Genomic DNA, 13973 nt, shown 5'->3' with positions numbered 1-13973 from the left:
CCTCCGTTATACTCCGGTCTGGAGAATGAGTCTGTCGTAGATTTCTGAGAGTGTCTGTATCATTTTGGAAGAAAGAGCGTAAGCATTCTGGTACTTAACAAGGTTTGAAGCTTCCTCGTCTTCATCAACTCCTGAGTCTGAAAGTCTCTGATTGTCGATAGTATTCTCAAGAGATTTATAGGTTTCTTCAAGAGTATTGGAGTTACTCTTATTAAGTGCCACATCTGCCAGAACCTTGGTGAGGAACTCGCCTGATGTTGCGCCTCTGAATATCTTCTTGGTATCAAACATCTCTTTTAACTTCTTGAGATTCATGAACTCTGATTCGCCCTCTGTAACATCTGCCTTGGTTGCAAGTCTGTCGGCATTATCGAGAAGAACTGCATTTACGGCGAAGTTACCTCCGGTCAGGAAGTAATAGCCTTTGTTCTCAGAAAGAGTTGTGAGCTGCTCGTAGCTGTACTGGGCTAGTGAGTTGGTATCCATGGTTCCTGTGAGGATATTGATTCCTTCAAGGGAATCTGAAGTGTAACCGTTTACCATGATCTCGTTTGTCGCATCTGAAAACTGGCGAAGCCATTCATTCATCTGAGCCATGTAATATGGAATTCCCTGATAGCTGTTGGCATAACCGATCTGAACGCCTCTGCCAACATCGGGAACAGATGTAAGTGTTTCTTTATCTATAACAAATGTGTAGGTTGAATCTCCGTTATAGGTCCAGCTGTCGTACTTGTAATCCTTGGGGCCAATGTGGATGTTTCCTTCCTTAGGAATTGTGCACTTGGTCATGTCCTTAAGGTAGGTGGCATCGACCTCAACCGTGACAACCATCTGGTCGCCTACCCACTCTGCGTTTGCACTCTTTCCATGGAAGTACTGGCCGTTATTGCCATCTCTCATAGCAAGGAGTCCCTGTAGTTCGCCGCCTATGAGCTGAGAATCAAGTGTAAAATCAGAAAGCTCATTAACATTGTCGCCATCCTTGTAGCTTCCGTAGCCCCACTTGATATCAAAGAGGCCCTGAATATCGTTCTGGTCTGTACTGCCATCTTCATCTCTTGCTACGCAGATCATTTTCCTGAAATCATAGGTATCAACAAGTTCGTAGGAACCTGCGATCCAGATCTGATATCTTGTTGCACCTGTTACTCTTGACGGATTGTTTTCATCAATTACAGGTGTTTCCTTTGTTTCTATCGAAACCATCTTGGAGAGTTCATCCACCATGGTATCTCTTTTATCTCTTAGTTCATTTGCCTTGGCGCCTGTCATTTCGATGACATTGATCTGCTTGTTGACGCTGGCAATTTCCTGGGCTATCGAGCTGATCCTGTCTGCGCAGAGCTTAATCTCTGCATTTATGTCTGCCTGCTCATTCTGAAGATTGTTATATACGTTGTTAAAATACTCTGTGACTGACTTAAGCTGTGATATATATGTTGACTTGGTCTCTGTAGTTCCTGCTGCCGTCATTACTGACTCAAGGGATGCTTCCATCTTGTTAAAAAGAGTTGAGAAACCGGAATTTCCATCGTCATCCAGATACTTTTCCACAAGCTGATTGTAGTAGTTCTTCTGCGATGCATTTCCAAGGAGCTGCTCATTGTTTCTGAACTTAACATCGTAGAAGCTGTCTCTTACTCTGTCGATAGCAAGGGTATCAACACCTGCTCCTGCACAGCCGTATGTAGCAAATACCCTTAGTGCGTTGCTTGCAGCCTGTGTGACTTTCTGGCGGCTGTAGCCATCTGTGTTGGCATTTGCTATGTTATTTGCAGTTGTGTTCAGGGATGCGTTAGATGCTCTAAGTCCTGATGCTGCGATATTTAATCCGAAGAATTGAGATGTCATTGCGGTTCTCCTTATATGTGTGCAGGACGAAAATGCATATGTGTGATATCACAGCTCTCACTGTGCTTACGCATTTTCTGTACTACTTCTCATAGAATATATCGGCAATTGCACTAATATTCTTAGTAGGATGCTCTAATTTCATCTTGAATTCGGCATTTAAAGAACTAGCCTTGGGGTTATGTAAGAATATGTGTAGAGTCAGAGCGATTTTAGCACTATGGAAGTGAGACTGCCCTTTGCAGGCTCACTGAAATGTTTAGTGCTACGAGCACTGACCTACACATATTGACATAAACTCGTAAAACAATAGTATGCAGTTATCATGATCCAAGTGTGCTTACGAGGTGCTCGAGCATTTCGCTGACAACGTTGATATATCTACTTGATGCGTTATAAGCATTCTGGAACATGATCATAAACTCGAGCTCTTCATCACTTGATACTCCAACGATCTGCTCTCTTCCTGAAGAAACCGCTGAAACTGTTTCTTCCTGTGCCTGTGAGATTGATTTATACACATCTCCTGAGTTGGCGACCTGTGAAACAAGGCTGTTATAATAAGTTACGAAGCTGTTTCTTGTTGAAACGTTTGGATTTAATATGTACTCTTCTTTTGTAAATGCCTCTTTTAACGCGGTCATAGTAGCTGTGTCTTCGCCGCCGTCAATCATCCTGAAGGTGAAAAGAGTAGGATCCTGAATGAGTTTAGGATTAACCTGAGTGTTCATGATGGTAAAGCCAGTATTGATCGATCCTGCAGGCTTATCCTCGCTTATTTCATAGGTCAGCTGATCCGTAGGATTGGCTTCCACAAAAAGAGCAAAATCAGCAGGGAAGCCTACCGTCTTATCAAGTGTCGCCGGGTTGGATTCTGCATTTATCATAACTTCGTTGATCTTGGTCATGATCGCATGTATCATCTGGTCGAACTCAGCCTGAACGTTCATTATTACTGACTGGGCTATATTGCTGTTATAGTAATTCTCATCCTCAACGATATCGTGGTAAGTTGCGTTGTGATCACCTCTTGCCAAAAGAACTGCTTTGAGCTTACCGATATCAGTATTGGTTGTAGTTGAGATTGTTGTCTGAAGGTTATATAAGTGTCCGCCTGCAATTGATGTTATGATCTTATTGCCTTCCGCATCAACTTCTGTCTTGGCTGCGTACTCCCAGTAAGGAGTTGCATATCCTACAGGGCTCTCCGGCGGCTCAACATGTTCAGTTGTGATAAGTCCTATGTGATTGACGTGGTCTGTAGTTACAAATGAAGATCCTTCAAAAAGAACTGAAACATTTCCAAATATATCTTCGTGATATTCAATCTTTCCGTATTCTCCAAGCTTGTCTAACAGGCCATTTCTCTCATCTCTTAGGTCATTAGCTTTTTCCTGCTTGCCTGACTCTATATAAACGATATCTTCATTGATCTTACGAATTCTGTCGCCGATATCGTTAATCTCTTTTACCATTACAGATACTGTAGAATCTAGATTTTCCTGATAAGATACAAGGCCGTTATATACGCTCTTGGCTCTTGTAAGGAATTCATTTGCACGTGTCACCATGGCACTCTGGTTAACTGCTGAGCAAGGATCCTTGGCCAGCTCCTGCACAGATACCCACAAATTGTTAAGCGAATCAGCAAACTCTGTTCCGTTCATTTCCTGAAGCTGATCTTCAATCTCTTCAAGTGCTTTGGTAGAAACATCATAAAAAGCGTATCTCCCTTTTTCCTGTCTATAGGAAAGATCGAGAAATTCGCTTCTGACCTGCTTACAGTGATTGTAGTTAACGCCTGTTCCAATCTGCTTGGGAGCAATGGTGTCATAACGCCTCTCAAGAGTCTGATAAGCTCTGGTTCCCTGTGACACCTGCTGCCTTGTGTAGCCTTCAGTATCAACATTCGCCATATTATGTGCCGTTGTATTAAGGGCATTTTGTGATGTCTGCAGTCCGGATTGGCCTACATAAAGGTTCGCCATAAGTGACATGGTGTATTCTCCTTTTATCCTAAAAAAGGCAAAATTAAAGACACTATCGGGAAATTGTCTATCCCGGGTGGGTTATCTACATGCTTGGTAGCCTCTCATCTGATCCTCTAATCTTGGTATTTCCTCGTTAAATGATCAGATGAAATACTACATTACTGCTTTGCATCAAACCCGCCCGATGTGTAACCTAGACAATCGCCTGTAGTGTCTAAAGCTCTGGAATAATTTGCTGTCTGTGGAGCTCTTCTAGACGCCTGGATGATGTTCATCTCAAATCGAACCATTTCGAGGGAGCTCTTTAAGAGTTCCTGGTTCTGTCCGTTTACACGTCTGACATTTTCAACTACGAAGACTAATCTGTCGCGTTGCGTTGCCAGACTCTTCTGATCTTGTGGTCTCTTTTCCAAAATCTCGATCAGATCGGTCAGTTTTAATGAATCAACATCCTTGTTAAGTACGCAGGCAATGTTCTCCATCGCCACGATTCTCTCTTTTTCAAGGCGCTGGATCTTGCCTATCACGCACTGCTCTTCATCCGTGATATCCGCAAGTGCCTTAAGATCGCCTGACACGATAATAGCGGTCTTTCGGCTCGACAACCCCAGTAATTGCTCGTACATGGTGCATTCATCGTCGAGAACCTGCACCAAAGTTTCCATCAAACTAGCCACTGGAATTATCCTCCTTATTCTTTGATATATTCAATTTGTAATATGGCTCAGGCTATTCATCCTGTATACCTGCTAAATTAGCCATTTTGGTTTACCTTTTTCAGTCCCACCCGCGATGAGTCATCACGAACAGGGCCGTTTTATCATAAACCTTCGAAAGCTTCGTAGTTAGCAAGCATTTTATCTGCAAAGGCCTCTCCACTCACATCATAAGTTCCGTTCTTGATAGCAGCTTTGTACTTAGCTACAACGTCCTCCCTGACATCTGGAGCTGCGCTTACAGCCTGTTTAGCAACCTGAATATCCTTACCTATAGAAGAAAAAGATACAGTATCCCTGATATCATTTGTCTTCTTGGTCGGCTGTGCCTTACCTACTTTGTTGTTTGAATAAACTTGCTGAACCTGACTGTATGCTTCTATACGCATATTCTTTTCCTCCTTCCCTGGAGTATTTTGTTATCTACTTCTTTTATCGGTAGATTGGTCTACTAACTTTAGTTTGATCACTCTAATCTGATCTCGTAGATTTTTCTACTCTTTTTATCGGTAGATATTCATATTACTTTAGTTTCTAAATGATATATCAGAAACAATTTGCTGAAGGTCTTCCCCTAGTCCTCCATGCCCGTAATATGTGCTTTCTCCAAGGATTTCAACACTTTTTATTGGTTTCCGTTATTTATATCGGTTATTCTTTTCAAAAACTTTAGAGTTATTTTAGAAATTTTTTTGTGAACTTTTTGTGACTTGATCTTTTTAGTGTACTGGTCTTTTTCTTAATGCGCTTTTTTATTCTTAGCAAAAGGTTATGCACCCCTTTATGATTCTATTGTTAACGTAGGAATACTGTCTTGGGACCGATGTTTTATACTCAAGACACTGATATTAACATTTGCGGCTAATGTAAAATGATGCCTTTTAGAATTCTATCAGCCTAACATGCTTGGAAAAGACTATTTCGGCTAATATTAAAATCTGCCATCAGGTCCATATGTTAGCCGAATTTTCAAAAATAGGTCCTCTTCGGCTAATCACTTGTCACTGTAGTCGTTAAGTTTATTAGCCGAAATCCATCATTAAAGGCCTTTGCGGCTAGTCTCTTACAATTCTAATCACATTCTACTTACCCGAAAACCTCATTTCATTGTCATTGCGGCTAATAGCGCGCTATTATTCTGCGTATAGCCATTAGCCGCAACCAATCTTTTCATATGTTTTCGGCTAAGATTACTCAAAGATTGTCGTAGATCATTGCTCCCTCTATCACATTCTCGCAAGATCTATCTGGTGCACTGTACCTACGCCGCCGCTCTCTCGTAGAAACAACCCGCTAGCTCGCATCATCGCTGTAACTGCCATGCTTGAAGCAATATCTACGCTTGCTGGATTCACCGCAATATTTGCATCTGCTCCATTATTCACATCCGCTCCATTGTTAGCATATCCCTCTTCATCATGCTGACTTGCGTAGCTTGCACCTCCTGATAGCCTTGATGGATCATGCACATCTCCCTCATCCCCGTAATAGGTGTACGCTGTCGGTGCGCTTCCAAGATAGATTGCCCCAACATCAGCTTCCTGTAGGGACAAAAGAGTATCCTCGCCATCCTCACCCCTTAGCCAGACCTGAAGTTTACCGTAAACCTCGTCGTTTTCATCGATCCAGCCATTTCCATCACTGTCATACCGGGCAAGATCCTTGAATCCATCACCACTCTTTGTACCAAACAATTCGCTGCCATCATTGATGATGCCATCCCCATTCATATCATAGGTCAAAAAACCTGTTCCAGGCCCAAGGCCCCTTATCTTATCCTCCTTGCCATCGCAGTCAATATCAAAGTAAAAGCTCTGATCGCTTATACTTGTGACATTGCTTCCAACATTGATAACAAGCGGATCTATCAGATTAGCCGCTCTTGCCATGGTAACTCCAGCGTAGGACTCAAAACGCCTGGATAAACTGAAATTCACATTAAAATCAATCTGTCTTCCATCCTCTGTCAGCGCTATCCCCTGACCGGAAAAACTTGTTGCCTCTTCCTCCACATGGCTTGTTTTAATAGATGTCACACTGACAAAGCTATTCTCATTCAGCATATTTGCTGTTTCTCCAAGTGTCTCTTTGTACCTGGATCTTGCCTTATCCCCTCCAATAAGCTGCAGGAAACTTAATAGGCTCTCCAAAAGATTTGCCCTTATCCTTGCAATCTGCTCGTGAAGGCTCTCCTCTGAACTTGTAAGATAAGCTGATCTTGCGGACTTCAAATTATTATAATTGTCGCTCCCCATAGATATCTCAGACTGATTTCCGTTCATCTCAAAAAGATCCGACAATTTGCTTCTTTCTGTCCCACTTTTTACATTAATCTTTCCTTCAGCATTCTTTGCACTGCTCTCTTCTATCTTATCTTGTCCTGTAACTACCTCGCCCTGCCTCTGCAGATTGTCCAAAAAAGACTCCCTCGTCATCACCCCACTACTTATCGATACCGTGTTTTCCTCGTAATAGTGACTACTTGACACTAGATTAACGTTACTTTGTGCAATTTTCATGGTGCCTCCTTGATTATGAAGGTCATTATTTCGTAGCATTTTCCTTCTACTACAAAAATAAAAAACCTCCATGTAAAAGATTTACTCTTCCATGAAGGATCACGCTTTCCTTAGCTTATTCCCAATTCAGAAATATTCATTTGTTACCCAATTTCTGCTGGTGGCCAGAGATAACAAATACACAGTCAAATTACTGATTGCTGGTGGTGGTATTGGTTACCCATCAATAATCATCGTGTCCTTATTGATATCGGCACAGACCAGTCTCCAATTAAGGTAAAAGAAAAAAGACTAAATATTCAGATTTTTTAATATAAAATCGAAAAGCGGCCACCATACGATGACCGCTCTAAACATACTACTCTCCATACCTATCATGTGACAGCACATAAAATGTATTCTGCTCAAGGAACACATAGCCTGTCAGGACACTTGCATACTGATCCCACAACCCGCTATCGAGAACCAGCAGTGAATCCTCATCCGCAAGGAATCCCTCTACGCCGCCATCAAGGCAGTTTAAATTTCCCTTAGTGTTACAGGTAAAAACATAATCAAGTTCCCAGTGACCTCTGTCACCAACATATCTACCTCTGTCATAGGCAATATACGCATCACATCCGGCATATTCACCGCTGGTATTATCACAGAACTCTGTCATATCATGTCCAAACTGATCAACCGGATTACCGCCCTCACCAAGATCCTTGTACTGATATATTTGAACACTTGAATAAAAGAGGCAGGCCAAAGCAACAAGGAGAACAAAAACCCTTTTCTTCATTGTCTTGCCCAGCATATCTGAAATCTCAATAGCCTCTATCGAGACAATCCATATTACTGCAATATATGCCGGATCAATGTACCAGGTCATGTAATGCCCTGCCAAAGTGTAAACTCCAATAGGTACACAGTAGGCCAGAATGGATAGATATCTTCTTTTTATAAAAAAGAAAACATCTCTGCCAAATATTCTGAACCAGTTTCTAAGATTTCTCTTTTCCGGAAGCCCGGCTCCCTTATAGGAATCATCCGTTACTCCGTGTACAAAATACATTACAAGCCTTACCAGCAAAAGAGCTGCGAGAAGCCAAGTTACCTTCTCTCTTGAAATATCTCTTAGATAATCAAGAGTTATTCCGCTTCTGGTCTGATCTCCGGCTTCTCCAAGGGTAATACAGCGAATATATTTAAATCCATCAACCTGATAACGAGCCGCTCCCCACACTACAGTTGGTAGAAGACCTGCCAATATTCCAAAGACGCTGTCCTTGACATTAAGCTTTTTGTAAATAACAGGTAAATACAAAAATCCAACAAGCAAAAATACCACGACATGCATACTCTTGGTCATAAAACCAAGCCCCACTGCAGCCCAGTACACAACTATCATTCGCGAATCGCCCCTGGCAATTTCAGACAGAGCAAAAATTGCTATCGCGTAGAACAAACCAAACAGAGCATCCATATCGCCAGCTCTGTACATATGCATGTCAAAGCACTGCCACAAAACAGGGAAAACAGCTGCCGCTGCCAGAGCATATCTGTTATCAAACCGCTTATACAAATAAATGCAGATAACGATTATAGTCAAAAGACCTGCCACAGCCGAATAGAAACGAAGTCCCATAAGGTTTGTTCCAAAAATCTTAAACCCTATAAGAATTCCCCATAGTCCAAGAGGCGGTTTAGAGGCATAGTCAATTTGTCCTCTAAGGGTCGGAACAAGCCAGTTACCACTCTTGAACATTTCAAAAGCATTTATACCGTACCAAGCTTCATCAGTAACATTTATCGTACCGACATCCAATTTGTAGAAAAGCCTGATTATGATCACCGTAAAAAATGCAATCAACAAACAAATCTGTCTTGTTCTGTAAACATTAATATTTCTCATAATACCAAATCCCACTTACAATACTTCTACTAGTACAATTCTTCTAATACTACCAGTAATTCAAATCGCAAAAAGAATTACAAATATGTAACTCTCGTAAAAACCACTATGAATATCCCTGATCACTCCTCAACGTCCCTCTCTCTCGGGCCGCTTACTTCTCCTGATATAAAATGTCTCCTACATACGGAAACATAAGACTCATTGCCACCCATCATGATCTGCTCACCGCTTCTGACGATCTTGCCATTATGAACACGGGCATTAAAATGAGCCCTTCTGCCGCACCAGCAGACAGTAGGGACTTCCTCTATATAATTGGCAATCTCCATAAGTCGCTTGGAACCTGTGAAAAGATGACTCGTAAAATCAGTACGAAGTCCATAACAGATAACCGGAAGGTCATACTTATCCACAACAAGAGCCAGCATATCAACCTGCTCTTCTGTCAAAAACTGCGCTTCATCAACAATTACGCAGTCCAGTTCCTTCCATGAATCAGATTTCCCCGTGAGCCATTCATTCTGAACAGTCTCTAAAAACTCCTCAACAAATGTGCACTCTGCACTAAGTCCCATGCGGGATTTGACAGTTTTTTCCCCATCCCTGTTCTCTGTCTGAGGTTTCAGAATAATAGCGTTCTGCCCCTTCTCATAGTAATTGTAGCGCACCATCAGCGCATTTGCTGTCTTGGAGCTTCCCATTGCTCCATACCTGAAATATAACTTTCCCATACTTTCCCCCAATTATTTCTTGATTTGTATTATTACAGATCTTCTCCTCAAGACTCCCCTTGCAATACAACAAGCTTATTATATGGAATCTCGATTCCGGCATCTGCAAATCTCTTCATGATCTCAACAAGGCAATCTGAACATGTAGTTGGATTATCCTTGAAATCCCGGGTTTCCACTAGAACCCTCAATGTAACTCCGCTGTCCCCGCAGTTCTTGCACAGTACTTTGGGCCTTGCTCCATAATGGTTTGGATGCTGCTCAACAACGTCAGCCATGATATCCATAGCCTTCTGCATGTCAGTTCCATAGGCCACAGATACAGTTATAGGAAAAGAATAAGAGCGGTCCTGAGTGTAATTGATGACCGTAGCGCTTCCTACAACTGAGTTTGGCACATATATTCTCTCATTCTGATAAGTCTTGATAACAGTGTGACGAAGAGTTATATCCTCAACATAACCGGGATCAATAGAATCAATGGCAACTCTGTCTCCAATATCAAAAGGCCTTGACCTTGACGCAGAAAGGGCAATACCCGCAAACACGTTACTAAGCGTAGACTGGGCTGCAAGACCTATTACAACCGCCGCAATTCCTGATGATGCAATAGCTGTCTCCCAGGTCTTACTAAAGGCCGGAATTCCGCTAAGCGCAGTAAGAACCGCAACTGCCCAGAAAAATGCCATTATAATACCTTTTAGGAAAATAAGATGAAGCTTACCACGAAGCCTCTCCTTGCTAAAGAGTTTGTTCATCACTACATTAAGAATATAAGCGATGACAAACGGCAGAATATACTTTAAGAAAACATCCAAAACTTCTTTCATACTAATAATTCATACTCCCACAAATTCTTTTTCCATAAATTCTATTACATATACTCAGAAATTAAAATAAATAAACGGATTGTGCGCCCCAAGTATAAGAAATGAAACAGCCCACAAAAAGACAAATCCCACACAAAGAGGAGTTATAATTGCTGTCGCATTACCAATCTTAGTTTCACCAAGCTTTGCCCCCAAAACTTTAACTACAGGTGTAGAGAAAAGGACTCCAAGAATAAGAAAAGCTCCATATTCCCTCATGTTATATATCACTGTGTCATCAATAGTAAATCTATTGCCGTAATAGCCAACCATAGCAAGGCAATATTTGATTCCATAGGACAAACTTGATGAATTAAAGATTACCCATCCGAAGTTCACACATAAAAGTGTTACTATCTGCCATAAAACCTTAAAAGCAACTAGTTTTCTTTTATCCGGTTTGATCAGATATTTTTCAACTACCAGTAAAACGAAATATCCAAGCCCCCATGCTATAAATGTGTAATTAGCCCCATGCCAGATACCAGTCAAAAGCCATACTGCAAGCATATTTAGAATATGCCTCCAAAAAGGAACTCTTGATCCTCCGAGAGGAATATACACATAATCTCTAAACCAACTGCTGAGTGAAATATGCCATCTGCGCCAGAATTCTGTCACAGACTTTGAAACATATGGATAATTGAAGTTTTCAAGAAAATGAAAACCGAACATCTTACCCAGACCAATAGCCATGTCAGAGTATCCTGAAAAGTCAAAGAAAATCTGCAAGCTAAAGCATATTGCTCCCAACCACAGGAATGTCGGATTCGCTGTAGCTACATCAGTTCCAAAAGAGCTCGACGCAACCTCAGAAAGATTATTGGCTATGATCACTTTTTTTCCAAACCCTATCATAAAACGCCTAGCGCCATCAGCAAATGTCTCAATATCTGACGTTCTGTTAAGAATCTGATCCTCTATCGTAGAGTATCTGACTATAGGTCCTGCAATCAACTGCGGAAAAAAAGAAATATAAAGTGCCACATAAAGCGGATTCTTCTGAACCTTCACCGTTCCCTTATAAACATCGATCACATAGGACAGTGCCTGAAAGGTGAAAAAAGAAATGCCTATGGGCAAAGCTATTCCCTTAAGCTGCAGACTTGCGCCGCTGACTTTGTTAGCAATAGTAATTGCGAAATCAAGGTATTTGTACACAAATAGAATTCCTATGTTAAGAACAACATCCAAAACCATCAGAACTTTAGAAAACGCTTTATCTCTTTTCTTATCTATAATAAGTGCAAACAGATAGTTGAGCGCAATTGAGCCTATCATAACAAAAACAAATTTAGGCTCGCCGTATGCATAGAATCCAAGACTAGCTACCAGTAATATGTAATTTCTATATTTATCCTTAGAAATATAATACAGTACTAAAACCAAAGGCAAAAAATAAAACGTAAATAATAAACTTGAAAAAACCATTTTTTCCCAATTATCCTTAATTATTTCACTTTTTCGTTCTACCTATTGTATCATTTTTCTCCCAAAATAATAAGAGGCAGGAACTCCAAGTTCCTTAAGTGGCTTTAAGAGTGCGTTTTTTCTCCCTGCGCAGTTACTCTTGTAATGTAATCAACAAAGATAGCTCGTCTTAATTGGATACTTTTCCACTTCATAAATTTTTTAGAAAAAAGAATGTTGACATTCTGTTCCACATGTTCTATAACATACTTAAACAAATTGTTAGCAGTCTTTCAAGGTGAGTGCTAATTACATTTTGCACAAGGCTTGCGGATAGCTAACAACTTTCACAAAACCAACACTACAACAAATAATTATAGAAAAGGAGCGTGATTTTTATGTTGATGCCTATGCTTTGGAGTAACAATGATATTTTCGATGAGATGGATGATCTTTTTAACAGAGGATTCTGGGGATGGAATGATGACAGTTGCCGCAGAGACGGCACAAACCACGTAGATGATGCTCGCAGAAATGCTCTTGCAGGTAGCAGCCTCATGAGAACAGACGTGATTGAGAAGGATAACTGCTATCAGCTAGAAGCTGAGCTTCCCGGATTCAACAAGGAAGATATCAATATTGATCTCAAGGACAACCTGCTGACAATCAGCGCTTCCCACAGTGAGAACAAAGATGAGAAGGACAACGATGGCAAGTATATCCGCCGCGAGAGAAGATCTTCATCTTACCAGAGATCCTTCCGCGTAGAAGGCCTTAAGCCTGAAGATATCATCGCTCAGTACAGAAACGGAGTTCTGACCGTCAATATTCCCAAGAAGGAAGCACTTCCTGAGAAAGAGGAAGTTCACAGAATTGAGGTTAAGGACTGATGACCAAGTTGCATCCAGCTTTAGTTGATGTCATACTGGTAAATAATAGGTAAATGGATATTTATAGCTACAGCCCGGGAAATCCCGGGCTGCTTTTTTGCACTCAATACTGTTAATTTATATTAACTGTGCATCTATATAATTCTATATAATTACATCGCATCTATATAATCCTATATAATTCTATATAATTATGTCATATCTATATAATACGATATAATTCCATTTTATCTAAATAATCCTCATACCGTATATAAAAAGTCTTCATTCCATGTTAAAATATATTCACTATATCGTATATCATAATATAGTAAACAACTAAATATTTATCTCAATTATTCCTCGCAGTTCCTGGATGTTCTGCGAGGCTAACGCGAAAGGGGATGTTACAATGTTCGAACAGGTTAAACTTAGTTATGACGCAAATGCACTTGAGCCCCATCTTGATCAGCTGACCATTGAAACTCATTATGGTAAGCACCATGCTACTTACACCAAGACCTTTAACGAACTTGCAGAAAAAGCCGGTGTAGCAGGCAAATCAGTGGAAGAAATCCTTGGATCACTGGATCAGATTTCTGACGAGACACTTAGAAAAGGCCTTCGCAATCAGGGCGGCGGCTATTACAACCACAACCTGTATTTTGAAGCATTTTCTCCAAATCCTGCCAAGGCTCCTACAGGAAAACTCCTTGAAGCCATTAACAGAGACTGCGGAAGTGTCGAGAACTGTATAGATGCCCTGTCCAAGGCTGCTGCCGGACAGTTTGGCTCTGGCTGGTCATTCCTTTCTACAGATAAATCAGGTAAGCTCTATGTGAGCGCATCCCCTAATCAGGATAACCCTATCAGTGAGGGAACAGGCAGAACACCTATCCTGGCACTTGATGTCTGGGAGCACGCATACTACCTTAAGTACAAGAATCTCAGGCCTGACTACATCAAGGCATTTTGGGAAATCCTTGACTGGAAAGTAATAGAGGCTAACTACGAGAAAGCAATTGGATAATTCTGATCAGCGCTCGAGATAATAACGAAAATCAAGCCTGCAGGTATCGTCATGATACTTGCAGGCTTTTCAATAATAAATAGC

11 protein-coding genes are annotated in these 13973 nt (G+C 41.1%); 2 read left to right on the top strand and 9 right to left on the bottom strand.

Annotated features, from left to right (window positions below):
* Positions 1 to 6: 6 nt before the first annotated feature.
* From BPR_RS19500 to BPR_RS02415, 9 genes are all read right to left on the bottom strand, one after another.
* Positions 7 to 1854, bottom strand: a complete 1848-nt coding sequence (locus BPR_RS19500) for a flagellar hook-associated protein FlgK (RefSeq protein WP_013279882.1) — start codon at positions 1852 to 1854, stop codon at positions 7 to 9.
* Positions 1855 to 2177: 323 nt separating this feature from the next.
* On the bottom strand, positions 2178 to 3851 hold the full coding sequence (gene flgK, locus BPR_RS02450) for a flagellar hook-associated protein FlgK (protein WP_013279881.1): 1674 nt from the start codon (positions 3849 to 3851) through the stop codon (positions 2178 to 2180).
* Positions 3852 to 4003: 152 nt separating this feature from the next.
* Positions 4004 to 4522, bottom strand: a complete 519-nt coding sequence (locus BPR_RS02445) for a flagellar protein FlgN (protein ID WP_143754254.1) — start codon at positions 4520 to 4522, stop codon at positions 4004 to 4006.
* Between the two features lie 143 nt (positions 4523 to 4665).
* Positions 4666 to 4950, bottom strand: a complete 285-nt coding sequence (gene flgM / locus BPR_RS02440) for a flagellar biosynthesis anti-sigma factor FlgM (protein WP_013279879.1) — start codon at positions 4948 to 4950, stop codon at positions 4666 to 4668.
* Positions 4951 to 5787: 837 nt separating this feature from the next.
* A complete protein-coding gene (locus BPR_RS02435; RefSeq protein ID WP_143754253.1) occupies positions 5788 to 7080 on the bottom strand; it encodes a hypothetical protein in 1293 nt (430 codons plus the stop codon).
* Between the two features lie 358 nt (positions 7081 to 7438).
* Positions 7439 to 8977, bottom strand: coding sequence for an ArnT family glycosyltransferase (locus BPR_RS02430; RefSeq protein WP_143754252.1), 1539 nt, complete (start codon positions 8975 to 8977; stop codon positions 7439 to 7441).
* A gap of 122 nt (positions 8978 to 9099) precedes the next feature.
* Positions 9100 to 9711 carry a thymidine kinase gene (locus BPR_RS02425; protein WP_042256399.1) on the bottom strand — a complete coding sequence of 204 codons (612 nt, stop codon included), beginning with the start codon at positions 9709 to 9711 and terminating at the stop codon, positions 9100 to 9102.
* Positions 9712 to 9758: 47 nt separating this feature from the next.
* On the bottom strand, positions 9759 to 10541 hold the full coding sequence (locus BPR_RS02420) for a mechanosensitive ion channel family protein (protein ID WP_013279875.1): 783 nt from the start codon (positions 10539 to 10541) through the stop codon (positions 9759 to 9761).
* 54 nt (positions 10542 to 10595) lie between these two features.
* Positions 10596 to 11969 carry an MBOAT family O-acyltransferase gene (locus BPR_RS02415; protein WP_242662183.1) on the bottom strand — a complete coding sequence of 458 codons (1374 nt, stop codon included), beginning with the start codon at positions 11967 to 11969 and terminating at the stop codon, positions 10596 to 10598.
* A gap of 419 nt (positions 11970 to 12388) precedes the next feature.
* Between BPR_RS02415 and BPR_RS02410 the strand changes: the two genes are divergently transcribed.
* Both BPR_RS02410 and BPR_RS02405 read left to right on the top strand, forming a co-directional pair.
* On the top strand, positions 12389 to 12880 hold the full coding sequence (locus BPR_RS02410; protein ID WP_013279873.1) for an Hsp20/alpha crystallin family protein: 492 nt from the start codon (positions 12389 to 12391) through the stop codon (positions 12878 to 12880).
* Positions 12881 to 13271: 391 nt separating this feature from the next.
* Positions 13272 to 13889 carry a superoxide dismutase gene (locus tag BPR_RS02405; protein WP_042256398.1) on the top strand — a complete coding sequence of 206 codons (618 nt, stop codon included), beginning with the start codon at positions 13272 to 13274 and terminating at the stop codon, positions 13887 to 13889.
* The last annotated feature ends 84 nt before the right edge of the window (positions 13890 to 13973 follow it).

Origin of the sequence: Butyrivibrio proteoclasticus B316 (genome assembly GCF_000145035.1) — a bacterium.
Taxonomy (GTDB): Bacteria; Bacillota; Clostridia; order Lachnospirales; family Lachnospiraceae; genus Butyrivibrio; species Butyrivibrio proteoclasticus.
This window is presented reverse-complemented; position numbering and strand designations above follow the sequence as displayed.